The sequence below is a fragment of the Paenibacillus chartarius genome (assembly GCF_042432825.1).
Lineage (GTDB): Bacteria > Bacillota > Bacilli > Paenibacillales > NBRC-103111 > Gordoniibacillus > Gordoniibacillus chartarius.
Genome location: NZ_JBHLWN010000021.1, coordinates 103,641 through 125,530 on the forward strand (window position 1 = coordinate 103,641; position 21,890 = coordinate 125,530).

At 55.9% G+C, this 21,890-nt stretch carries 20 protein-coding genes; 6 read left to right on the top strand and 14 right to left on the bottom strand.

Annotated elements, in window-relative coordinates; translation table 11 throughout:
* Nucleotides 1–34: 34 nt before the first annotated feature.
* Entirely contained in the window at nucleotides 35–847 is an 813-nt protein-coding gene (locus tag ACFFK0_RS04330) for an IucA/IucC family C-terminal-domain containing protein (protein WP_377468671.1), read from the bottom strand.
* Between the two features lie 96 nt (nucleotides 848–943).
* Nucleotides 944–1,948 carry an ABC transporter substrate-binding protein gene (locus ACFFK0_RS04335; RefSeq protein ID WP_377468703.1) on the bottom strand — a complete coding sequence of 335 codons (1,005 nt, stop codon included), beginning with the start codon at nucleotides 1,946–1,948 and terminating at the stop codon, nucleotides 944–946.
* Between the two features lie 202 nt (nucleotides 1,949–2,150).
* Here ACFFK0_RS04335 and ACFFK0_RS04340 point away from each other — a divergent pair, with 202 nt between their 5' ends.
* From ACFFK0_RS04340 to ACFFK0_RS04350, 3 genes are read left to right on the top strand one after another with little or no spacing between them, the layout of a single operon-like run.
* Nucleotides 2,151–3,131, top strand: coding sequence for a FecCD family ABC transporter permease (locus ACFFK0_RS04340; RefSeq protein WP_377468672.1), 981 nt, complete (start codon nucleotides 2,151–2,153; stop codon nucleotides 3,129–3,131).
* 1 nt (nucleotide 3,132) lies between these two features.
* Nucleotides 3,133–4,173, top strand: coding sequence for a FecCD family ABC transporter permease (locus ACFFK0_RS04345; protein WP_377468673.1), 1,041 nt, complete (start codon nucleotides 3,133–3,135; stop codon nucleotides 4,171–4,173).
* A 33-nt stretch (nucleotides 4,174–4,206) separates the two neighbouring features.
* A complete protein-coding gene (locus tag ACFFK0_RS04350; RefSeq protein ID WP_377468674.1) occupies nucleotides 4,207–5,019 on the top strand; it encodes an ABC transporter ATP-binding protein in 813 nt (270 codons plus the stop codon).
* Nucleotides 5,020–5,092: 73 nt separating this feature from the next.
* Here the strand turns inward: ACFFK0_RS04350 and ACFFK0_RS04355 are convergent, their stop codons facing one another.
* The 4 genes from ACFFK0_RS04355 to ACFFK0_RS04370 all read right to left on the bottom strand — a co-directional run bounded on the left by ACFFK0_RS04355 (nucleotide 5,093) and on the right by ACFFK0_RS04370 (nucleotide 8,025).
* Nucleotides 5,093–5,302: a hypothetical protein gene (locus ACFFK0_RS04355; RefSeq protein ID WP_377468675.1), complete on the bottom strand. Its 210-nt coding sequence runs from the start codon at nucleotides 5,300–5,302 to the stop codon at nucleotides 5,093–5,095.
* A gap of 797 nt (nucleotides 5,303–6,099) precedes the next feature.
* Nucleotides 6,100–6,255 carry a DUF1540 domain-containing protein gene (locus tag ACFFK0_RS04360; RefSeq protein WP_377468677.1) on the bottom strand — a complete coding sequence of 52 codons (156 nt, stop codon included), beginning with the start codon at nucleotides 6,253–6,255 and terminating at the stop codon, nucleotides 6,100–6,102.
* A 160-nt stretch (nucleotides 6,256–6,415) separates the two neighbouring features.
* Nucleotides 6,416–7,726, bottom strand: a complete 1,311-nt coding sequence (gene xylA / locus ACFFK0_RS04365; RefSeq protein WP_377468678.1) for a xylose isomerase — start codon at nucleotides 7,724–7,726, stop codon at nucleotides 6,416–6,418.
* Nucleotides 7,727–7,821: 95 nt separating this feature from the next.
* Nucleotides 7,822–8,025: a cold-shock protein gene (locus ACFFK0_RS04370; RefSeq protein WP_377468679.1), complete on the bottom strand. Its 204-nt coding sequence runs from the start codon at nucleotides 8,023–8,025 to the stop codon at nucleotides 7,822–7,824.
* Nucleotides 8,026–8,618: 593 nt separating this feature from the next.
* Between ACFFK0_RS04370 and ACFFK0_RS04375 the strand changes: the two genes are divergently transcribed.
* Nucleotides 8,619–8,978: a hypothetical protein gene (locus ACFFK0_RS04375; protein WP_377468680.1), complete on the top strand. Its 360-nt coding sequence runs from the start codon at nucleotides 8,619–8,621 to the stop codon at nucleotides 8,976–8,978.
* 39 nt (nucleotides 8,979–9,017) lie between these two features.
* Here the strand turns inward: ACFFK0_RS04375 and ACFFK0_RS04380 are convergent, their stop codons facing one another.
* The 8 genes from ACFFK0_RS04380 to ACFFK0_RS04415 form a co-directional block, all read right to left on the bottom strand.
* Entirely contained in the window at nucleotides 9,018–9,398 is a 381-nt protein-coding gene (locus tag ACFFK0_RS04380) for a hypothetical protein (protein WP_377468681.1), read from the bottom strand.
* Between the two features lie 174 nt (nucleotides 9,399–9,572).
* Nucleotides 9,573–10,610: a YwmB family TATA-box binding protein gene (locus tag ACFFK0_RS04385; protein WP_377468682.1), complete on the bottom strand. Its 1,038-nt coding sequence runs from the start codon at nucleotides 10,608–10,610 to the stop codon at nucleotides 9,573–9,575.
* A gap of 213 nt (nucleotides 10,611–10,823) precedes the next feature.
* Complete coding sequence (locus tag ACFFK0_RS04390) at nucleotides 10,824–13,307, bottom strand: RCC1 domain-containing protein (protein ID WP_377468683.1); 2,484 nt, start codon at nucleotides 13,305–13,307, stop codon at nucleotides 10,824–10,826.
* A gap of 507 nt (nucleotides 13,308–13,814) precedes the next feature.
* Nucleotides 13,815–15,008 (bottom strand): response regulator, encoded by a 1,194-nt coding sequence (locus tag ACFFK0_RS04395; RefSeq protein ID WP_377468684.1) that lies wholly within the window; start codon nucleotides 15,006–15,008, stop codon nucleotides 13,815–13,817.
* Nucleotide 15,009: 1 nt separating this feature from the next.
* Nucleotides 15,010–17,133: a cache domain-containing sensor histidine kinase gene (locus ACFFK0_RS04400; protein WP_446686269.1), complete on the bottom strand. Its 2,124-nt coding sequence runs from the start codon at nucleotides 17,131–17,133 to the stop codon at nucleotides 15,010–15,012.
* A 63-nt stretch (nucleotides 17,134–17,196) separates the two neighbouring features.
* The gene (locus tag ACFFK0_RS04405; protein ID WP_377468686.1) at nucleotides 17,197–18,030 is read right to left on the bottom strand and encodes a carbohydrate ABC transporter permease; all 834 of its coding nucleotides are present in this window, start codon (nucleotides 18,028–18,030) and stop codon (nucleotides 17,197–17,199) included.
* A gap of 13 nt (nucleotides 18,031–18,043) precedes the next feature.
* The gene (locus ACFFK0_RS04410) at nucleotides 18,044–18,934 is read right to left on the bottom strand and encodes a carbohydrate ABC transporter permease (protein ID WP_377468687.1); all 891 of its coding nucleotides are present in this window, start codon (nucleotides 18,932–18,934) and stop codon (nucleotides 18,044–18,046) included.
* Nucleotides 18,935–19,026: 92 nt separating this feature from the next.
* The gene (locus ACFFK0_RS04415; RefSeq protein ID WP_377468688.1) at nucleotides 19,027–20,394 is read right to left on the bottom strand and encodes an extracellular solute-binding protein; all 1,368 of its coding nucleotides are present in this window, start codon (nucleotides 20,392–20,394) and stop codon (nucleotides 19,027–19,029) included.
* 143 nt (nucleotides 20,395–20,537) lie between these two features.
* Here ACFFK0_RS04415 and ACFFK0_RS04420 point away from each other — a divergent pair, with 143 nt between their 5' ends.
* Both ACFFK0_RS04420 and ACFFK0_RS04425 read left to right on the top strand, forming a co-directional pair.
* Nucleotides 20,538–21,314, top strand: coding sequence for a hypothetical protein (locus ACFFK0_RS04420; protein ID WP_377468689.1), 777 nt, complete (start codon nucleotides 20,538–20,540; stop codon nucleotides 21,312–21,314).
* A gap of 16 nt (nucleotides 21,315–21,330) precedes the next feature.
* Entirely contained in the window at nucleotides 21,331–21,804 is a 474-nt protein-coding gene (locus ACFFK0_RS04425; protein ID WP_377468690.1) for a hypothetical protein, read from the top strand.
* Nucleotides 21,805–21,890: the final 86 nt, after the last annotated feature.

Genomic DNA, 21,890 nt, shown 5'->3' on the forward strand with positions numbered 1-21,890 from the left:
TCAAGCGCGACAGCATCGACATCGTCACAGACAATCACTTCTGAGCGACCATATGCGCCGCCAAATACTTCTCTATTTTGCGCTCGTCGCTGATTGCAGGACAAGTATAGCAATATCGATCCTCGCCCGGCAAACGATAATTCATGCAGCATTTGCTGCGCAGCATGATCGTACAGCCGCTGTGCAGAGGATCCTCAATCGTACGAAACGAAGGAGTTAACGGATTGACGGGACATCCGTCGAAGAAGCTGGTATTGACGGGGGACATCAAACAGCCGTACACCTCTTCGATTCTCATTCTCATAGCAACCGAAGACGCTTGCTCAAGCCACTTCCGCTTCCAGTATATGAACAAATAGGAGAGTGTGCTCCATAAAGTAGACGATGGAATATCGCTGTACCGAATGACGCTGTCGAAGACGGGAACGACATTCGTCGTAAACACGCTAACCAAATACGCTTCGGTTCGTCCAGCTTCTTCTTCCGTCCAAAGCCGCTCCCCGTCCGCTGTACAATCCTCGTGAACACAGGCGTCCGCAATATGAAATCGAAGAGCCCCGCTAGCTTCCACGGTGACGGCCAACCGGTTCAGCGATACATCGAGGCCGCAGCCGTGATGAATCCAGGCATAAAGCGCCCCGGCAGCAAGCGCGCTGTACCTCTTGATAAATAAAGAGCCCGTAACCTTTCGCTCCGGAGACCGGATCGCATGACCGAACGCATCCAGCATCCGGAATATCTCTTCATCGTCCATAAGCTTGAACGTGTTCTCCGTCGCGGGCGTATCGCCAGGCTCAAGAACGATGCGATAATTCGCAAGCAATACATCGGGATCGACGCTGGACATGGGGACCCTCCTTGGGGATGTTATGGAAGAAAGCCGACTCTCGAAAGAATCGGCTTGAACGAGCCTGCATTAGCTCCGAACAGGTTGAAAGCACTATTACAGCTTCACATCGTAGAATTTGGCCAGCTCGGTCAGCATCTGGTTCGCTGCGATGACGCCGCCCGACGTATTCCAGATTACGTCGCTCACCTTATGCGCATTGCCGCTTTTTACAACGTTCATATTTTTCCAGAGCGGATCGTTCAGCCATTCCTGTTCCGTCTTGTTGGCAGCGCCGTCGCCCGTTTCATAAGTGAAGTAGAACAAGATATCCGTGTCCAGCTCAGGCAGTCTTTCCTTCGTAATCTCGTCGGCAAACGAATTCTTTGCGTTCAGTACCGTATCCGGGCGGGCAATGCCGATCTGCTTGAAAATAACGCCGGTAAACGTATCCGTATTATAAATGCGCGTCTTGCCGGCCATGAAGCGGGCAACCGATACTTTCTTGTTCAGCTTGTCGCCGGCCTGCTTCTTGAACTCTTCGATGCGTTTGTCGAAGTCCGCAATAATTTTATCGCCTTCGGCTTTCTTATTGAGTGCTTCCGCGTACAGCTGGAAGTTGTTTTTCCACTCGCCGCGAAGCACGTCGGAGAATACCGTAGGGGCGATCGCCTTCAGCTGCTCATACACTTTCTCCTGGCGCATCTTGTTGCCGATGATCAGGTCCGGCTTCAGCGCTGCGATTTGCTCGATGTTAGGCTGCGACTCGTCGCCGACGACGGTCACGCCTTCCAGCTGTGCCTTCGTATGCTCATACCAAGGGTTACCCGTGAACGCCTTCACCGCGCCGACCGGCTTCACGCCGAGCGCAAGCAGCGCTTCCGTACCTTCATTCGTCAAAATAACGACGCGCTTCGGCGTACCCTTGATCTCGGTTTCGCCCATGCTATGCTTTACTTTTCTTACTTGCTCCGCCGCCGGCGCCGCCGCATTCGCCGAACCGGCCGCTTCTTTGTTTTCTGCCGCCGGCTGCTGTCCGCAAGCCGACAACACCAAAGCAAATATGAACAATATAGAAGTCCAAACTCCGAGCCTTTTACCTAGTTGCAGCATTCTTCCCATTGTCATCCTTGTCCCCCAAGTGAGATTGATTATCATTATGGATTCAAATATACAAAAGCACCCCGCCCTTGTCAATCATTTTATGAAAACTGTTCTCAATAATATGATAATGATTTTCAAAATCGTTGACTTTAGCAAACGGTCCCTTGTACAATTTGTTTTATCAGTTTATTGCCGAAAACGCTTGTGAAAGTAGGAGCTTATGAAATACGCCGGAATTTTCCTTTCATTAATTGTGCTGGCCGTCGCCATGTGCTGCAGCATTATTTTCGGAAGTACGGATATCCCGCTTCAGACGGTAATCGATTCGTATACGAGCTTTAACGGCTCCAAGGAGCACTTGATTATTCAGACGACCCGGGTTCCGCGGGCGCTGATTGCCGCCGCCGTAGGCGCCAGTCTTGCCGTTGCCGGCGCGGTTATGCAGGCGATTACCCGCAACCCGCTCGCGTCGCCCAGCCTCTTCGGCGTCAATTCCGGAGCGGCCTTCTTCATCGTCGTCGCAACGTCTTTATTCCATGCGGGCGGCTTTCAGGAATTCACTTGGATCGCCTTCCTCGGCTCCACGGTCAGCTCGGCCATCGTATACATCATGGGATCTATGGGCCGGGACGGTATGACTCCTGTCAAAATCACATTGGCGGGGTCGGCCGTAACCGCCTTCTTCCATTCCATGACTCAGGGCCTGCTCCTCGCCGACGGCAAAATGTTCGATCAAGTGCTGATTTGGCTGGTCGGCTCGGTCGCCGGCAGGGACGTTGCCATGCTGCATGCCGTATATCCTTACATGATCATAGGGTTCGTCCTGTGTCTGATTCTGTCCAGACATATCAATGTGCTCGCAATGGGCGAAGACGTCGCCGCCGGTCTGGGACAGCGCACCGTTCTTGTGAAAGTGGCTGCGGCTGTCAGTATCATTTTGCTGGCTGGAGCCTCCGTCGCCGTTGCCGGGCCGATTGCGTTCGTCGGTATTATCATTCCGCATATCGTCCGTTATTTGATCGGCAACGATTATCGCTGGATCGTTCCTTATTCCGCGCTGCTCGGTGCCATTCTGCTGGTCAGCGCCGATCTCGGCTCCCGGTATATCGCGATGCCGGCCGAAGTCCCCGTCGGCGTTATGACCGCCATTATCGGTGTGCCTTTCTTCGTGTACATCGCCAGGAAAGGAGCGCGGGTCTAACATGAGCAAATACATTCCGCTGCGCGGCAAGGGCGTCTCCGTCCTCATGGCGAAGAGAACGCTGCTGATAACGCTAGTGCTGTTGCTTGTTTGTTTCGTCGCCGTGGTCATCAGCGCCGGGATAGGAACGATGCGCATACCCCCCATCGAAGTCTTGAAGGTGCTGCTCGGCTTCGGCGATCCTTCCGTTGAGATGATCGTGTTGAACCTGCGGCTGCCGCGTATTCTGATCGGCGTGCTGGTCGGCGCATCGCTTGCATCGGCCGGAGCGATTCTGCAGGGCATGATCCGCAATCCGCTCGCTTCGCCGGATATTATCGGGATTACGGAAGGCGCTTCGCTTGGCGCCGTCTGCTTTTTCTTTTTCCTGTCCGAAGCGGTCTCGATCCACATGCTGCCCTTCTTTACGATTATCGGAGCGTTCGCGGGAACGGCGCTCATTTATATGTTGGCTTGGAAGCACGGGGTATCGCCTCTCAGACTCGTCTTGATCGGCATCGGGATGAGTGCCGTATTCAAATCGTTTTCCTATATGCTGATGATCTCGACGCCGAACTTTTTCATTGGAGCCAAATCGCTCACGTTTATGACCGGCAGCATCTACGGCACCTCGTGGGATAAAGATGTGGCGATTTTGCTGCCATGGGTGCTCGTACTGCTGCCTCTTACCTACATTCAAGCCCGTAACATCAACGTGCAGCAGCTTGGCGACGAAGTGACGGCCAGCGTGGGCGGCAGAGTGCAGGTGCAGCGGCTGATTCTGATTCTGCTGAGCATCGCGCTCGCTGGAGCGGCCGTATCCGTAGGCGGCGCTATCTCGTTTATCGGTTTGATCGCGCCTCACATCGCCCGCAAGCTTGTAGGACCGGCCTTCGGCGGCGTGCTTCCGGTAAGCGCACTGATCGGCTCGCTCATTCTCGTTCTGGCCGATCTGATCGCACGTACCGTGCTGTCGCCGCTCGATCTTCCCGCGGGTATTTTCACCGCTGCCGTAGGCGCGCCGTTCTTCATCTATTTGCTGTACCGGCAGCGCCAAGCGTAGCACCGAATTCAACTATAAGGAGTGTGGATCGCCGTGACCGCTTTGGAAGCCAAGGAGCTCGCGTTGTCTTACGGTGGAAACTATATTTTTCGCGACTTGAACCTGGTCATCCCGAAGGGGAAAATCACGGTGTTTATCGGCAGCAACGGCTGCGGCAAGTCGACGCTGCTGCGTTCTATGGCCCGGCTCCTGAAGCCTCAGCAAGGCTCGGTGCTGCTGGACGGCAGCGATATCGCCAAGCTGCGCACCAAGGAAGTCGCCAAACAGCTGGCCATCCTGCCGCAAGGTCCGACGGCGCCGGAAGGCTTGACCGTGCTGCAGCTCGTCAAGCAAGGAAGGTACCCTTACCAGAGCTGGCTCCAGCAGTGGTCCCGCGAAGACGAGAAGTCCGTGCGGGAGGCGCTCGAGGCGACGAACCTGACCGAGCTGGCCGAGCGTACCGTCGATTCGTTATCCGGCGGACAGCGCCAGCGCGCCTGGATCGCCATGACGCTGGCTCAAGGCACCGATATTATTTTGCTTGACGAACCGACAACCTATCTGGATTTGACGCATCAAATCGAGGTTCTTGACCTGCTCTATAAGCTGAATACCGAGGAAAACCGGACGATCGTAATGGTGCTCCACGACATTAATTTGGCTTGCCGCTATGCTCATCACATCGTGGCGATCAAGGATCAGCGCGTCTATGCCGAAGGGAAGCCTGAGGATATCGTAACGGCCTCCATGATCGAAGCGGTGTTCGACCTGTCTTGCAGCATTATTCCCGACCCGATCTTCGGAACGCCTCTGTGCGTACCGCATGGCAAGGGCAGATTGGACGTGGCCGGACGGACTAAGGCATAGCCGGTTGAACGGACATCCGAGAAAACGATTAATTCAAACAACAAAATTATACTGAAGCGAGTGATAATCATTATCATTCATGGGTATACTTGTTGTAGAGAGCGATGCCGCTGCGCAGCCCTTCGAGGTGGCGTCCGATTCGCTCCGGTTCGTCCGGCTTTCCGCTTTCTGTCTGCCAATTGGCAAGATCCTTACGGACAATGGGATGGGTTGCCGGACTGGTGCCCGGAAAGGCGCTCGGCGCGGTTGCCGGGTTGGACGCTCGGGATGGTTTATGGTTCATGGGGTGTGATGGTTACCGAGTTTTAAGTCGCGTCGAATTGCTGGCACGGCATATGGTTGCTTGAGCTGGAACGTTTGGACATGCTTACTGAGCGGCTCGCTTGTGGCAGTGGCTATTGGGTGCGGCTCGCCGGAGGTGGCTTGTTTGTTGGGCGGATAGTTGGCGATAATTTGTTGATGGCGGCTTGCAGGCGGTTGCTTGTTGGGGGCGGCTCGTTGGCAGATGCTTTTTGGGTGCAGCTTGCTGACGGTTGCTTCTTGGGCGCGGCTTGCTAGCGGTTGCTTCTTGGGCGCGGCTTGCTGGCGGTCGCTTGTTGGGCGCGGCTCACTTGAGATGAGGTCCTGCAACTAGATAATCTAACTTTAGTAAACCCCGTGAGAGCATGGTCGCAGCATAAGCAACTCCCACGCGAGAGCCACGGCGCATATGGTGCGCTGCACTCTGACTCCGCAGAACACGTTTTGCATAGTACAACATTCTAACTTCGCGGCACACGCTGTGTCCCACACTGACCCGCCTCCGATTTAACGGATTATGAGGGCTCTATTTCGCAGCTATGGTAGCCTTTCTTAAAAATAGCGGACTTTGGCGGCGCTATCTAACGTCAATCGATGAAATTGGGCTTGATTTTGCCTGATTGTTCGAAAATAACGCCCTCAAAATCCGCTAATCTTGAAAGACATCCAGTATCGAGTAATATTACGGTTCCGGAAACCTTTATTTCCGCCAAGTGTGATATCTCTCGCTCACCGGGCAGCTATTAAAAAGGAGACAGTCGCCACTGCCTCCTCCAAGCTTTAGATTTTCGGCTCAAATGTCTTGCAATCCGTTTCCTCGGAATTCGACGCATGCTGTCCTCTATGGCTGACTACATAGATCGAATTGGCATTGCACTTGTTTCCTGCCGCCCAATACTTGCAGGAATTGACTTCGCAAAGCACGTCTTTAGCCATCTGTACTCACCTCCTGAGTTCTAGTATGGCTATTTGACGTGTTTTTAGACTTTATTCCCATAGGCGTGAAAAGCAAGCGCCCGCCTTTGCCGCGCAATGTTCAGCGGTTAGGACGGGCGTTTGATGTTTCGTTGAAGGGGCTCCGAATAGGAGCCTTTTCTTAACCGAAGAGGTATTCGTTCAACAGCGCTTTGAGCTGCTCTTGTCGGCCGGACTCGTTCACGATCGGCTTGTTCTGCAGCGCGTACGCTTCCAGCGAAGCCAGCGTCGCCTTGCCGCTGACGATGTCGGCACCGATGCCTTCGCGGAAAGAGCGGTAGCGGTTTGCGATCACGTCTTCGAAGACGCGGTCTTCGATCAGCTTTGCCGCCACTTTGAGGCCCTTCGCGTATGCGTCCATGCCGGCTACGTGCGCGTAGAACAGGTCAACCGGCTCGAACGAAGCGCGGCGTACCTTGGCGTCGAAGTTGACGCCGCCGCGGCCGAGGCCGCCGTTTTGCAGCACTTCGTACATCGTCAAGGTCGTCGCGTAAACGTCGGTCGGGAATTCGTCGGTATCCCAACCGAGCAGCAGATCGCCCTGGTTCGCGTCCAGCGAGCCGAGCATACCGTGCAGACGGGATACGCGGAGCTCATGCTCGAACGTATGGCCTGCCAGCGTTGCGTGGTTCGCCTCGAGGTTCAGCTTGAAGTGATCCTTCAATCCGTAGGACTGCAGGAACGCAATCGTCGTCGCCGCATCGAAGTCGTACTGATGCTTCGTCGGCTCCTTCGGCTTCGGCTCGATCAGGAATTGGGCGTCAAAGCCGATTTCCTTCGAGTAGTCGATCGCCATATGGAACAGACGCGCCAGATTGTCGAGCTCCAGCTTCATGTCCGTGTTAAGCAGCGTCTCATAGCCTTCGCGGCCGCCCCAGAACACATAGTTTTCGGCGCCGAGCTCTTTGCCGATTTCCAGGCTCTTCTTCAGCTGCGCGCCCAAGTAAGCGAATACATCCGCGTTGCAGGTCGTTGCCGCGCCATGCACATAACGTGGATGCGAGAACGCATTGCATGTATTCCAAAGCAGCTTCACGCCGCTCGATTTCATATAATCCTTCATCATGCCAACGATCACATCGAGGTTGCGGTTCGTTTCCTGAAGCGTGTCGCCTTCAGGCGCAATGTCGCGGTCATGGAAGCAGAAGTAAGGAATGCCGATCTTCTCGATAAATTCGAAATGCGCCTCCAGCCGTGCCTTGGCAAGATCCAGTCCGGTATACTTGTCCCAGCCGCGAATCGCCGTACCTGCGCCGAACGGATCGGAGCCCGAACCCGTATATGTATGCCAGTAAGAGACAGCGAAGCGCATATGTTCCTCCATCGTCTTCCCGGCTACGACTTCCTGCGGATTATAATGCTTGAACGCCAGCGGATTGCGCGAGCCTTTACCCTCGTAACCGATCTTGCCTACATTGTCAAAGTAAGACACAGAAATTCCTCCCTCGAATGATTTACATACCCATCATATCATTCGGGGAGGAACTTTGTCTATTCAATAAACAAAGTTATTGATAGGAAAATATTTTAACCCAGTTTTACCACGTTTGTTGCCTGAGGCCCGCGGGAGCCTTCGGTTACTTCGAATTCGACGCGCTGGCCTTCGTCCAACGATTTGAACCCAGTGCCCTCAATCCCGCTATAGTGTACGAATACATCCCCGCCGTCGTCCAGGGTGATGAATCCATAACCCTTTTCTGCATTAAACCATTTGACTGTACCTTGTTGCATTGTTTAAACCTCCTGATTAGGTGATAAGGTGAGCTTTTCGCTCTTACGGGGCCGGATAAGCCAACATGATCGCCCGCTGACTGTACCACGTTGATGCTGTCAGAGGTTGGCCCGCCATCTCATCCAAATTGTTCCTTTTGGGGTACCCGTATATCAGAGTATATGCAAACTTTATACAATTATGTGCATTAAATAAAAATTTGCTAAAGATTTTTGACTTGGTGCTTGGATACGGTTGACAATATAGAGGGAGATGATTGCAAACCATGTACTCGATAATTCATCCTTGGAATCAGTGCGCGGTTTGAATATGATCAGGATTTGTGGGAGAAGGCTTGCCGGTACCAGCCGCGTTTGTCTGTATATTTAAAATATTGGGGAGAATGTCTTACGCCTCTGCTCAGCGGGCTAGGTGCTTTAAATGTACTTATTTCCACTTGGATTGCTTTGCGGGGTGGCGCCTTTAAGACGGCCCTTTTCGGGCGGTCTTGGGTCGCTGAGGCGAGTCGGCGCCATAAACGAAGCAGACGGCTCATCAAGAAGAATAGGACAGCATTCCCGCCGCGTAGGATGGATAATAAGAGAGGATAGCGATGAAATTCGTGGATCGTTATATCCTTTTACATCAAGTCAAGTCCGAATCTGCGGCGGGGCTGGCCAAGCCGCTGGCCTTCATTCCCCGCTGGCTGGAGGATCATTCGCCGCTTCCTGAAGCAGGAGCCCCGCTTCCGCGAGCTTGGGCCGCTGCAGCAGCTGCTGCAGGTCAGGTCCTTGCGCTCGCTCTGCGCTGCCTTAGAACAGTGCTTCGGGCTAAGCGTTACCAAATGGAGGAGCTTGCGGATCAGCGCTCGTTCTACGTTCACCCTGCAGCTATGGCAAAAAACGGCCTCCCCGCTCCCAGATTATCATCCTCGGCACCGTCAAAGGAATACATGACGAGCCGACCTGTGTGAGCGAAGAGGCCATATATGGTTGAATGGTTTGCCGGCCATTCAGCTGACTCTTGAACGGAATGGGCTGCCGCCACGTTCGGGACGAGAGCCGCGAGTACCGGGACTGCCCTCCGTGACTTCCGCCAGCTGCCGACCGAGTTCGTCGAACCACTCGCGGTCCCTTGTCTGCAGTGCGATATCGATGATCGCGCGAAGCTCCGTTTCCGTACGAGGTCCCTCTGCCGCTAACGGCTCAATGGCGACGAATGGCGCGTCGACGGTACGGCCTACGATGGCGGTATGGTCGGATTGCAATACATGAACGGCAGCGTAAGCCGCTTCATGGTCGATGCGTTCCACAAAACCGCGAAACTTCTCGTCGTTGGCCGTCTTTCCCGAAACCCAATCGCCTTCGTTCAATGGAATGTGAAAATTCCGCATCGTAATCCCACCCTTTACGTGAAATTGACCCTAGACGGAAATCCGCCCAAATCCTGAAAGTATTAAGATTCTGCAAAGGCGCCTTCCTTACTGTTATTATATTGTTTACAGTTAAAAGTGTCAAGACGGCTATTGGAAGCGCTTCACATCCATGCTCGGGTATCGTTCTATATATTAATATTCAGAAGTGATCAAAGGTGTACCCAAAGTTAGGCGCCATTCTCCGTTTGTTGTGTTTTGGTGAAGTGCGGCTTGCAGAGCGATATCGTGACTGCCGCTGCGAACGGTACGGTGCAGCAGCTTTGTGCCGTAGGCGACGCTGTAGGTGCCGCCGTCCCGGTACGATTCGAGCGGCTTGGCGCGGAACGAGCCGGCGATCGCGGCCAGCGCGGCGTCCGGCTCGCCGCTCTCGGCGAGCCTTCCCTGCAGCGCCGCGTTCCAGGCGCCGGCGAAGCCGAGCTCAGCGAGGCTTCGGCTTGCCGAGCGCTGCCACTCCAGCAGCGCATCGGCCGCGAGCGGGCTCCCGGCGGGGGATTCCAGCTTCACGATCAGGAAGCTGGAATCCCCGTCCGCCGAGCCCGCGAGCAAGAGCGAGACGCGCCCCGCACCGGCGGGCGCATCCTCCATGCCGAGGGCAGCTTCGCCCTCGGCACGGAAGGCGGCGCCATCCGGCGCCGCAGCCGCCGCGCGCAGCCCGAGGCGCTGCGCAGCGGCTTCGCCGGCCGGCCGCGCGGCAGCGGCCGGGCCGAGATCGACGCTGCAGTATCGCAGCGTCACCGCCGGCGCGCCCGCGAACGCCTCGCGGGCGCCGGCGAGCAGTGCGGCCGTGTCCGCGGCCGCATCGGCTCTGCCCTGCGCCGGGTTACCCGGCGCAGCGGCGCCTACTGCGGCTTGGGCGGATACCCGCGCCGCAGTCCACGCGTCCGGCTGCAGCCAGCCGGACAACAACAGTCCCGCCGCAAGCAGCCCGGCGGCGAGCAGCGGCGCCGTCCGGCGGCGCTGCGCAGCAGCTCCTTCCGCGGCTTCCCCCCGGCCGCTCCGCTCCGTGTGCATTCCCTCGTATAGGCTCTTGTGCGCCTCGGCCTCATTTTCTCGCGCAATCCGCTCTGTCGAACCGCTTGCCGCTCCATTTTGACCGTTTCGCATCATCCGCACGCCCTTTTCCGCCGATCCGCCTGCCGCTCCAACTTGACCGTTCCGCATCATCCGCATGCCGCCCGCTCCTTCGTTACCGATTCTAGCAATCTATCAACCAGCATTGCCGGAATTGAGCCTCGCTAAACCTAAACAGACGTTTCAACAGAACAAAATCCCCAATAGCGGCGTTACCCTCCGCAGCATAACCCCATTCCTTTCGGAGCTTCGCAAAAACTCCCAAACAACAATAAACCTCGTCCTCCCACATGGGAAAACGAGGCTCAAACCTCAATCGGTTAAATCGAGAAGGTATGGATCGATCATCTTCAAGAGCATCAGGGCATCTCCTGCACCTATGCTTCCATTATCGTCCCAATCTTGCAGTTTCGCCATCCGGGCGGCTAACGTCTGCATCGTCAACCGTCCAGCCGCCTCAGGGAACAAATGCCCCTTCAGCCGCTTGCGGAAAAGCTCCTCTTCTTCCCTGCGGGAATCATGCAAAGCAAGCTTGCTCTTGCCAATAATAACGCCATTAGAGTCCAGTGCGTATACCACAAGCTGTTCCGTTCCCGCCGGCAGCGGTGAATTGGCCGGAATGTTCGCCACGTAGCTGCCGCTGTCCTGCCTTGACCATTCCTGGATCTCGGTTCCTTGTGCATCGTCCCAAACTAGCCGGATATTGACGATGGCGGACTGATCTTCAATCGGCAGCAGTTCCACCGTTCCGCGGTATTCGCCTGCATCGAGGTCGAGATCGAGCTCCGCAATTCCGCGTACCGCCGGATCAAGCACCGTTCCTCCCGCGTCCGTAATCGGAAGCGTCACACCGGTCGCACATTCGACAGAACAAATCGCTGTCGAGCTTTCGTTGGAAAACACATAAAGCTTGAATTGAGTGGCGCCAGGGGGTATCGGCATCGGTCCGATGGTCAGGAAAGGCGCATATTCCTCGGAAGTTCCTACAACTCCAACATGGGAACCGGACTTGTCGGCGAAATACACTTTATACACTGCACGAGACAGCGGTACGCTCTGCCCGCTCCAACTGAACTTGCCGCTAATCACTCCATTCTCCGGCGACTCATCGGAGAATGTCATCGATGTCGGCGACCAAAACGTCTCCACATTCAAATCGGCATTCGTGAAATCGGACGTAACCGGAATCTCCAGCACTGTCGTCCTGTCGAAGTAATTCCTGAAATCATAGCCTACACGTACGATATGGTCGCCGGAAAGCACGTGATGGAACGTATATGCACCCAGCGCATCCGTCTCGGCTGTCATCGTACCGTACTCTTCATGCACCAGTTCCACTTGGATATGGGCCAAAGGCTGGCCGGTGGCCTTATTTTTCAGCGTGCCCCGAACGGTGAAGCCTCCATCCGTCAACGGCTGCGGCTGCAGCGGCCTTGTCGCCTTCGTAGGGTATTGGTCGTTAAAACCGTCTCCATTGCCATCATGAATATAATCCCAGCTCACATCGTCTCTGCCGTCACTGTTGGAATCCTGAATAGGCAGTCGAGGCAGTCCGAGCTGCGAGTCAATGTTGTCCCCGAACGCATACAGTGTACCCGAACTGTTGACCACAAAGGAGCTGTACGCTCCTGCGGCAATGTACGCCGCACCCGCCAGCGTCGTGGAGTCCAGCACGACCGGCGTATACACCTCATTCACCGACGGGTTCGATGGGTACGTGAAATGCAGCAGTTGGCCATGGCTGTCTTTCCCCATACCCCAAACATTCCCGTCTCCCGTAAGCGCCAAAGAATGCTGCTGCCCCGAAACGATCTGAACGACACCGCGCCCCCTCAGTGCTTCAATCTCTATCGGAGCCGATGCGGGCGCTTCTCCGCTCATATAATCGACATAGTCGCCGTTACCGAGCTGACCGCTCGTATTGCCGCCCCAGCCATACACCGTATCCGACACGGTTGTATAGAAGGCGCTGTCCGACGCCGAGTTTGTGAAAATGTGCCGGACGACGAGGCCGCCTTCTCCAGTTCCGGCGATTTGCTCAGGCTTCGCTGACGTATATTGATACTGGTTATTCCCTAATCCGAGCTTACCAAAAAAATTATACCCCCACGTATACACCTTACCATCGGTCGTCAGCGCCATCGAAAACGTTTGTCCTGCGGCGATTTCCTTCACATTCTTCAGAGGCTTATCGGTGTCCAGCATGACCTGAACCGGCTTGTCGCTGTCGCTGTTCCCCCCGTTGCCAAGCTGTCCAAACGCCCCTGCACCCCATGCCCATACCGTTCCGTCGGTTTTCAGCGCGAGCGTGTGATTGTTCCCGACCGCGATCGCATAGACTGCATTGAGAACGCTGCCGTCAGCATTCTTCACCTGTACCGGTGTGGGCCGTCTTGTGCGCGTGCCGTCGCCGAGCATACCGCTGAAATTTTCACCGAACGTCCACACCGTTCCCGCTTCCGTCAAGATGACGGAATGCTCGTCGCCGACTCCGATATCCGCCACCCGTCCCGTCTGCTCGACTCCGGCCTGATCGACGAGATGAATGCGATGTGGGAGCTGATAGGCATAATAACCCGTCTCGCTGCCCGTCAGTCCGGAATTCCCCCATGACCATACGGTGCCGTCTTCGGCTAGTACGAGAGTCGTTCCCTTATCCGAGTTGGATGTGGAGGCCGCCTTGAGCACTTTCCCGGCCGCCGTTGCGGAAGCTTTATGTATCGTTGGTGCCGAGAGGCTGAGCGTGGATATTAGCAAGGAGGCTGCCAGCACGAGCGCAGTAATTTTTTTGTTCATGGTAAATAATCTCCTTCTATCGGGAAGCTACCTGCTACTATACCATAATTTTGTTGCCGGAAACTGCGGCTTTCGTCACAATTTTCGCCGGATTTTTCCACGAACCTCTTATATGCCAATGATGCAACGGTTGTCCGTTAGCGGCCATTCTTCCCCTCCCCGCCGCTTTCGTTCCAATTTATGCTGTTCATTCACGCTAGAGGCTCTCAGCGAGACGCAAGCAATTATACGAGAAGAAGCACGATACTGCGATCCAATGCGGACCCGAACGGCCTCTCTCGCAACGCAAAGAACGTGCTCAAGCTTCCCGCCCGGCACGTTTCTTCTGATCCACGCTAGTAGACTTCTTATTCTCCTGGTCACTCATTCACACTAGCACGTTATAATTCCCGCAGTTCTCCCTGTCCACGGAAGCACGCTTCTTCTCCCCAGGGTCCCCTGTTCACACTAGCACATTCGGGTTCCCCCGGTCTTCCTAACCACACACGAACACTTACTTCCCCAAGCTCACTGCCCCCGCCCGGTCGCGTTCGTATGTTCTTGCTGAAGCCGGTACTCCGTCGGTGTGACTCCATACTTACGCCGGAACACCTGGGTAAAATGCTTCATATCCGCATACCCGATCCGCTCCGCGATATCGGCCAGCTTCAGCCGCGGGTCGAGCAGCAGCTGCTTCGCCCGCTCCAGCCGGAGCTGAATGACGTACTCCTTGAAGCCTTGCCCGGTCTTCTGCTTAAACAGCTGGCTAAAATAGACCGGATTCAGGAAGACGACCGACGCCACCTTCTCCAGCGACAGCTCCTCGTGGAAGCGGGTGCGGATGTACTGCAAAGCGATTTCGACGACGCTGTCCCCGCCGCTGCGCTCCTGACATTCATATACACGTCCCGCCGAAGCCCGCTCCAGCCGCCTGACCTCGTCCGGCACCTTCTGCACGTCCGTCATATGCTCTGACAGCAGCACTTGGAACGGCACCTTCAAGTACCGGAGCAGATGCCGCCGCAGCGTGTCGCTTAGTCCGGCTGCGGTTTCTCCTTCGCGCAAAGTGACCAGCCCGAGCAGCGTATGGCTGTCCAGACTCGTCACGAAGCCGCGGCCGGACTGGTCGATCAGCTCGGACAGCACATTCTCGATAATAAAATGCTCCAGCTGCACCTTCTGGTCGCTCTCCAGCCGCACCATGACCAAGTCGAAGGAAGGATGCTGCTGCAGGAACGTCCCTAAATCAATCGTGCCGGTATCGAGCCCTTTCGCCCACCGCTGAAAGACCGCTTCCCGCAAATATTTCAAATTCGTCCGCAGCAAATTCGCTTCCGACGTCTGCGCGTTCTCGCGCTTGAGCTCATCGGCCAGCGATTCCACCAGCTCCACGAGCCGCTCCTTGCCTATTGGCTTCAGCAGGTAATCCCTCGCTCCGAGCCGGACCGCTTCTTGCGCGTAGGCGAATTCCGAATGGGCGGAAATGACGACCCATTTCACGTTCGGATGCCGCTTGCGGGATATGCTCATCAGCTCCAGCCCCGTCATGCCGGGCATCAGGATGTCCGTCAGCACGACGTCAATCGGCTCGGTGCGCAGCACCTGCACCGCCTCCTCCGGCGATGCGGCCAAATGGACGGAGCAGGCTGCTACCGTCTGCAGCAGCGTCCGCTTCACGCCCTGCCGGATCACATTCTCGTCGTCCACGATCAGGATATGCATCTCATCCAATCCCCCTGTTCCGCCATTCGCCCCCGGCCTGCAGCGGCACTTCCACGACTACGGTCGTCCCTTCGCCTTCGCTGCTCTCTACACGTATCCCGTAGCAGCTGCCGAACATATGAACGAGCCGCAGCTGCAAGTTATGCAGCCCGATGCCGCGCCGCTGCCGGAAATCCGCCGTTTCGGCCCCCGCTGCCGCCGCCTCAGCCGTCGCCTTGACCGCCTCGCCCCGCGCTTCCCCGGCGAGCGACTGCTCCAGTCCCCGGAGCACATCGTCCTCCATCCCGACGCCGTTATCCTCCACTACGATTTCGAGCCCGTGCACGCCGCCTCTTGCATATACGCGCAGTAAGCCGTTGCGCTGGCGCAGCGGCTCCAAACCGTGCTTCACCGCATTCTCGATGATGGGCTGGAGCGTCATCTTGGGCAGACGGATGTCCATCCACTTCTCCTCAACATCAATATCGGCCGTAAAACGCCCTTCCAGCCGATTCTCAATAATCGTCAAGTAGTGCCTCACCTGCGTCAGCTCATCGCGCAGCATCGCATCGGCGTTGTCCTCCCAAGACGAGCTGTAGCGGAACAAATGTGACAGAGACAGCACGACCTTGCCAAGTCTGTCATTTTCCTTCTCGTCCAGCATCCAATAAATCATGTCCAGCGTGTTATACAGAAAATGCGGATTCACCTGCGACTGCAGCGCTTGAAGCTGCGCATTCTTCTCCGAAATGGACGACAGCCGCACGCGGTCGATCAGCTCGTCCATCCGCTGCACCATCTGGTTAAAAGAAGAAACCAAAATATTGATCTCTTCGTAGGACTTCACCTTGAGCTCCCCGCGGAAATTGCCCATCTCCACCTTCTTCATCTCGCTGATGAGCCTCTTAAGCGGCCAGGAAATCGTCCGAGAAATGAAGGTGGCCAGCGCCGTAGCGAGCACAATGAGCACCGAGGCGACGATGAGCAGAAAACGTCTCGTCTGCTCCAGCTCGACATTGAGGTCGGAATCCGGCGTCATGCTGACGATCGTCCAATCGGCCAGCGCCGGCTTCGCGGCGACGACCAGTTGGTCCGGCCGCTGGCTGACAACAACCTGCCCGTCCCGCAGCTGCGGCCGCTTGCCGTCCGTCCACTCCCCGGCAGCCGATGGCCGCACAGTCCCGCCGCTCGCCGTTGCGGAGTCGGAGCCCATACCGCTTCCAGTACCTGCAATTGCGCCGGAACCGGAACCTGCAATTGCCCCTGCACTTGCACTTGCACTTGCACTTGCACTTGCACTTGCACTTGCACTTGCACTTGCACTTGCACTTGCATTTGCCCCTGCACTTGCCCATGCACCATCAGCTTCGGCACCACTCGCACCCGAACCTACGCCTGTATCAGCTCTCGTATCGGCTCCCGCACGAGCCCCTGAATCAACACCGGCCGCGGCTCCCGCTACAGCCACAGTCCGCCCCTCAGCGTCAACCACGACGACCTCGCTGTGTTCGCCAAGCCGCATATTATCGAGTCCGGCGACGATCGCCGCCGCATCGACCTCGATCAGCACGACGCCGATCGTCCGCTGCTCAAGCAGGTCGTACAGCTGCCGTCCGTACGAGAACACCTGCCGCTTCTGCGTCGGGTCGATCAGCGACCCGTCGTGGACGCCGAGCCAAACGAGCTCGCCGTTCGATTGCCGCAAGCGGGCGTACCACTCCGACCTCCCGTAGTTCTCGTCAATGGCGCCCAGGTAGTTTTCGTAGCTGTACACCGCACCGTCCGGCGAGATGACGTGCAGACCGACCACGTCTTCGCGCGAATAGTACAGCGTCGCCAAAATATTCGTAATCGTCCGTTCGTTAATCGCTTTTACCGCGGCGTCCGAGGCAGGCCGGGTCAGCAGCCTCTGGATATCGAAGTTATTCATCACCGATTTCGTGATGCTGTCGTAGCCCTTCAGCAGCAAATCGAACAGCTGCACCGTCTGGGACGCATTCTTCTCGGCGATGCTCCCGATTTTCTCATGAAACTGGGTCGTCGTCCGGTCATAATACAAATAACTGGCAATCAGCAGCATCCCCAGCATCGAAAACAGGAATAAGAGAAAGAGCCGGGTCCGGATCGTACGCAGACCGAAGCGCATCATGATGCAGGCTCCTTTCGCCCGGCGTGCGGGCTTCAACTTATTCCTATCGTATCACAATCGTCAACCTTTGACCGCTCCTGCGGCTATCCCCTTCGTAATACGCTGCGACAAGACGAAGTAGAGCGCTACGACAGGCGCCGCCCCCATAACCAGAAACGCTCCGATCGCGCCGTAGTTCGTATTGTACTGGCTGACGAAGCTGTTGATACCGAACGGCAGCGTCTTCAGCTTCTGCGAGGAGATGAACGTGGCCGCGAGAATATACTCGTTCCAAATCGAAATGAACGTGAGAATGCATACGGTCATAATCGGCGGCACAAGCAGCGGCAAAATAATCGAGTAAAACGTCCGGTACGTCCCCGCCCCGTCCATCACCGCCGACTCCTCCATCTCATGCGGCACCGTCTTCAGAAATCCGCTGAGAATAAACACCGCAATCGGTACGGAGAACGCCACATAAGGCAGGATCAGCGACAGACGCGTGTTGAGGATCCCGAGATTTTTAAAGATCAGCATCAAGGGCAGCAGCGTCGCCTGAAGCGGAATCATCATCCCGAGCAGGAACAGCAGCATGACGAGCTGCCCGTACTTCCAGCGGAACCGCGTAATCGCGTAGGCCGACATTGCGGCCAGCACGACGACGCACACCATCGTAATAGACGTGATCAGCACGCTGTTGCCGAGGTACGTCATGAAGCCGCCGCCGGCATAAGCATCCTTATAGTTGACCCACTGCGGGATGCTGGGCAAAGCGAAAAAGCTGCCGGACAAAATCTCCTCGTTCGTCTTCAGCGAATAGGTCACGAGCCAGACGAGCGGATACAGCTGCGTGACGAGGAGCACAGACAGCAGAAGCCACACCAGACTTTTCGATATCGTGAATTTGCGTGTCATCCGGGCATCCTCCTCACATCAGCCGGTTCTCGATCCGGCGGAACACTTCGTTAATAATGACGGTTGCAATCAGACATACGGCGACAAGAACGGTTGCCAGCGCACTGCCGTAGCCGTATTTCAGCGACAGGAACGACATGCTGTACATATGCGAGGCGATCACGTCGGTCGCATGCGCCGGGCCGCCGCCGGTCATGACCCAGATCAGCTCGAACGACTGCAGGGAGCCGATGAAGGCGAGGACGAGCGAAATTTTGAAAATCGGCACGACGAGCGGCAGCGTAATGTACCGGTCCGCCTTCCACCCGTCCGCACCGTCGATACGCGCCGCCTCGTAGATGTCCTGCGGAATGTTCTGCACGCCGGTGAATTGGATGAGTACGTGATAGCCGAGATACTGCCAGATGGCGACGAAATATAAAGCGAACATCGCAATCTCCGGCTCGGTCAGCCACGAACGGGTCCAGTCATCCAGGCCGAACGTGATCAGCATTTGGTTCAGCATGCCCCCAAGGGAGGCGGGGTTGTAGATCGTCTTCCACAGCTGGCCGATGATGACGACGGAAAGTATAACCGGCAGGAAGTAGCTCGACACGAGAAAATTCGGACGCCGCACGTACCTACTGAGCAAAATCGCCACGAACAGCGCGACCGGAATTTCCAGCATCGACACGAGCGCGAACACCAGAGAATGCTCTACGGCAGGCCAAAACAACGGGTCGGCTGTGAACATCGTCTTGAAATTGTCGAGCCCGACGAAGGTGGACATCCCGATACCGTTGGACTCGAACATCGCATTGTACACAGAGAACGCAATCGGCACGAAAACAAGTCCGATATACAGCAGCAGGCACGGCAGCACGAAGACCGCTATCGTACGCATAGGCACTTTCAGCACATTCACAGCATTCACCTCTTTCGCGTCACTAGGTATTGGCGAAAAAAATTCGATGCAGGGGGAGCCTCGCGGCTCCCGCCCCATCGAACGGTCGAGACTTACTTATTGTTGGCCTCAAAAGCCGTTTGATGTTCTTTGGCCACGTCTTTCGGATCGACTTTCTTTACGAAGATGTTCTGAATGCTCGTCAGGTGCGCCTGCGAAGTACCCGGGTTCATCGTGTTGTCGAAGGAGAGATCTCCGCCCTTCACGCCTTTGAACAGTTCGAATACGGAGATGGCCAGATCGGAGTAGCCTGCCGCCTTCAGATCGGCGTCGAAGTTTTGCGCGAGGCCGACCGCATTTTTGTTGTTAAACTGCTCTTTCGGGAAGTTCAGCATGAAGTAGTTCAGGAATTCCTTCGTTTCTTTCAGGTGCTTGCTGTTTGCGGACACTGCAAACGCGCTGCCCGGCGCGAGCATGAATTCGTCCGGATTGCCTTTGCCGCCTACCGTCGGGAACTTGAATGCGCCGATCTTGCCCTTCACCGAGGAATCGTCGATCGCTCCGGTCGCCCAGGTGCCCATGAAGTACATGGCCGCCTTGCCGGTCTTGAACAAATTCTCGCCGGCGTTGTAGTCCATCGACGTTGCGCCTTCCTGGAACGCGCCGGCTTGGACGAGATCCTGGAACTTGCTGACCGCATCCGTGAAAGCCGGGTCATTGAACGTCTTCTTCTTCTCGCTTACATCCTTCAGGAAGCCCGGGCCGCTCGTGCGGAGCAGAATGTTCATGAACAGGAACGAACCGGTCCAGGAGTCCTTCTCGCCGATAACCATCGGCTGAATTTTCTTCTCCTTCAGCTTCTTGACGACATCGATCATCTCTTCATACGTCTTCGGCACTTCGACGCCCGCTTGCGCGAACAGCTCCTTGTTGTAGTACACGACAGCGATGTTGTTGCCGTCCGGCAGCGCGTACACGTTGTTATTGAACGTATACCAATCCAGAATTCCTTTCTGGAACGTGGCTTTTAGGCCGTTTTGATCCAGCATGTCGTTCAGCGGCGCCAGGAGGCCTGCGTCGACGAACGGCTTCATCTGAGCAGCCGGGTTCACGATCGTAATGTCCGGCACCTCTTTGGCTGCGGCTTGCGTCTTTAGCTTGATTTTCTGCTGGTCGGTGTTCAGGGAGTCGAGCTCGATCTTCACGTTCGGATGTGCAGCCTGGTAATCGGCGACGATCTTCTTGAGCGTCTTGGCCGAAGGCGTAGCCGGATCGACGTAGATGTTCTGGAAGGTAATGGTGACCGGCTGGTCTTTCTTCTCCGTCTTAGCGGCGTCTCCGCCTGCCGCCGGCGTTGCTTGGTTAGCGCTTCCATTGCTGGCCGTCGCACCGCTGCCGGAGCTTCCGGCGCTTCCGCAGGCTGCCAGGCTGAGCGAGAGCAGACCGGCGAGGGTGAATTGCACGATTTTCAACGGTTTCATCGGTTTTTTATCCCCCTAAATGGTTGATGTAGCCTTATTATGGAACAATATAGGGGTAGCGGCAATGTGCGAAATTAAGAAGTGAGGTTTGCATTTTTAAGGTAACGAACCGGGGCTGCCACAAGCTCCGCAAAGGAGATGCCATGTCCAACATCACCGCCAAAGATACTCCGCGGTACCCGCGCCTCAAGATGTCGACCTTCAACGCCACGATTTTGCGTATGCGCAATCCCTACGTTCAGATGTGGTGGTCCGCGGCGCTGCCCGGTTTCGGCCATCTCATGCTGGGCAAATATTTGCAGGGCTTCATCCTGGTCGGGTGGGAGTTCTTCGCCAATATGCACGCCAGTCTCAACCAGGCGATCTATATGTCGATGGTCGGCGATTTCGATGGAGCCAAGGCGACACTGAATCTGCATTGGGCGCTGCTGTACATTTCGGTGTATGTGTTCACAATATGGGACGTTTATGCCCGGACGATCGATTTGAACAAGGTAACGCTGGCGGCCATTCGGAGCAACGCCCCGATTAATCCGATGAACATCGGAACCCTCGGGATACATGGCTTGCGGCCGGTCAAGCAGTGGCTCACCATTTTCTTGACCTTATTCATGCCCGGACTGGGACAGCTGTACCTGCAAAGCTTAATGACCGGTATTTTTTCCATTTCGTTATGGCTGGCTGCCTGCTATTATTCGAACTTTCCGATAGCCGTCGTTCTTACGTTGACAGGACGGGTAGCCGAGGTATCCCGGATCGTCGATATGCAGTGGATTTTGTTTTTGCCATCGCTCTATTGCTTCGCTCTGTACGATGCGCTGGCCTCCAGCATAACGGTGAACCGGATATACGAAACCGAGCTGGGCGAGCATCTGAAGCGGAAGCATCAGCAAACCGACCAATTCAACATGCCAATATGAGAACGGGGAATGAACGATGCATCTTGTCGTCAGCTTCAAGTATTCGTTTAATTTGGAGCTTGCCATGAGCGAGCTGAAGAAATATGGCTACGGCGAGGAGAAGGTACTGGCGATCCCGATGCAGCCTTTTCACCGCTCTTCGACGTTAACCGATATGGTGTCCGAGGATTCCGCCTCACTGTTCGATATCGGGCTCGTACTCGGCACCATCGGCATGCTTCTAGGCGTCATCTACGGGAATCTGCTGACCTTGGGACCGGTGCTTTGGGGACTGTTCGGACTGCTTTTAGGCGGCGGAATAGGGATCCTCATCCAGATTTTGATTTATCAGAAGAAGAAGCGAACCTGGATGCTTCCCGCTCATCGTCAGGTGATTCTGATGATTCGTTTGGACGAGCAGGATCGGATTTACGAATTGGAGGAGATCTTGAAACCGTACGAGCCGACCGGGATGGCGACGGTGGAAGGGCGACGCGGGGACAACATTTGATTCAGGCTGCCTGCGGGGAGTTATTCGTCCGCCATTTCCCCGCCCACGTCAGCTTATTTTCTGGCTGCATCCCGAAATCGGGACAA

Coding starts and splice junctions, on each gene's coding strand:
- ACFFK0_RS04330 (WP_377468671.1), bottom strand. CDS start 847: ATGTCCAGCGTCGATCCCGATGTATTGCTTGCGAATTATCGCATCGTT.
- ACFFK0_RS04335 (WP_377468703.1), bottom strand. CDS start 1,948: ATGGGAAGAATGCTGCAACTAGGTAAAAGGCTCGGAGTTTGGACTTCT.
- ACFFK0_RS04340 (WP_377468672.1), top strand. CDS start 2,151: ATGAAATACGCCGGAATTTTCCTTTCATTAATTGTGCTGGCCGTCGCC.
- ACFFK0_RS04345 (WP_377468673.1), top strand. CDS start 3,133: ATGAGCAAATACATTCCGCTGCGCGGCAAGGGCGTCTCCGTCCTCATG.
- ACFFK0_RS04355 (WP_377468675.1), bottom strand. CDS start 5,302: ATGAACCATAAACCATCCCGAGCGTCCAACCCGGCAACCGCGCCGAGC.
- ACFFK0_RS04360 (WP_377468677.1), bottom strand. CDS start 6,255: ATGGCTAAAGACGTGCTTTGCGAAGTCAATTCCTGCAAGTATTGGGCG.
- ACFFK0_RS04370 (WP_377468679.1), bottom strand. CDS start 8,025: ATGCAACAAGGTACAGTCAAATGGTTTAATGCAGAAAAGGGTTATGGA.
- ACFFK0_RS04375 (WP_377468680.1), top strand. CDS start 8,619: ATGAAATTCGTGGATCGTTATATCCTTTTACATCAAGTCAAGTCCGAA.
- ACFFK0_RS04380 (WP_377468681.1), bottom strand. CDS start 9,398: ATGCGGAATTTTCACATTCCATTGAACGAAGGCGATTGGGTTTCGGGA.
- ACFFK0_RS04385 (WP_377468682.1), bottom strand. CDS start 10,610: ATGCGGATGATGCGGAACGGTCAAGTTGGAGCGGCAGGCGGATCGGCG.
- ACFFK0_RS04390 (WP_377468683.1), bottom strand. CDS start 13,307: ATGAACAAAAAAATTACTGCGCTCGTGCTGGCAGCCTCCTTGCTAATA.
- ACFFK0_RS04395 (WP_377468684.1), bottom strand. CDS start 15,008: ATGCATATCCTGATCGTGGACGACGAGAATGTGATCCGGCAGGGCGTG.
- ACFFK0_RS04400 (WP_446686269.1), bottom strand. CDS start 17,133: ATGCGCTTCGGTCTGCGTACGATCCGGACCCGGCTCTTTCTCTTATTC.
- ACFFK0_RS04405 (WP_377468686.1), bottom strand. CDS start 18,030: ATGACACGCAAATTCACGATATCGAAAAGTCTGGTGTGGCTTCTGCTG.
- ACFFK0_RS04415 (WP_377468688.1), bottom strand. CDS start 20,394: ATGAAACCGTTGAAAATCGTGCAATTCACCCTCGCCGGTCTGCTCTCG.
- ACFFK0_RS04420 (WP_377468689.1), top strand. CDS start 20,538: ATGTCCAACATCACCGCCAAAGATACTCCGCGGTACCCGCGCCTCAAG.
- ACFFK0_RS04425 (WP_377468690.1), top strand. CDS start 21,331: ATGCATCTTGTCGTCAGCTTCAAGTATTCGTTTAATTTGGAGCTTGCC.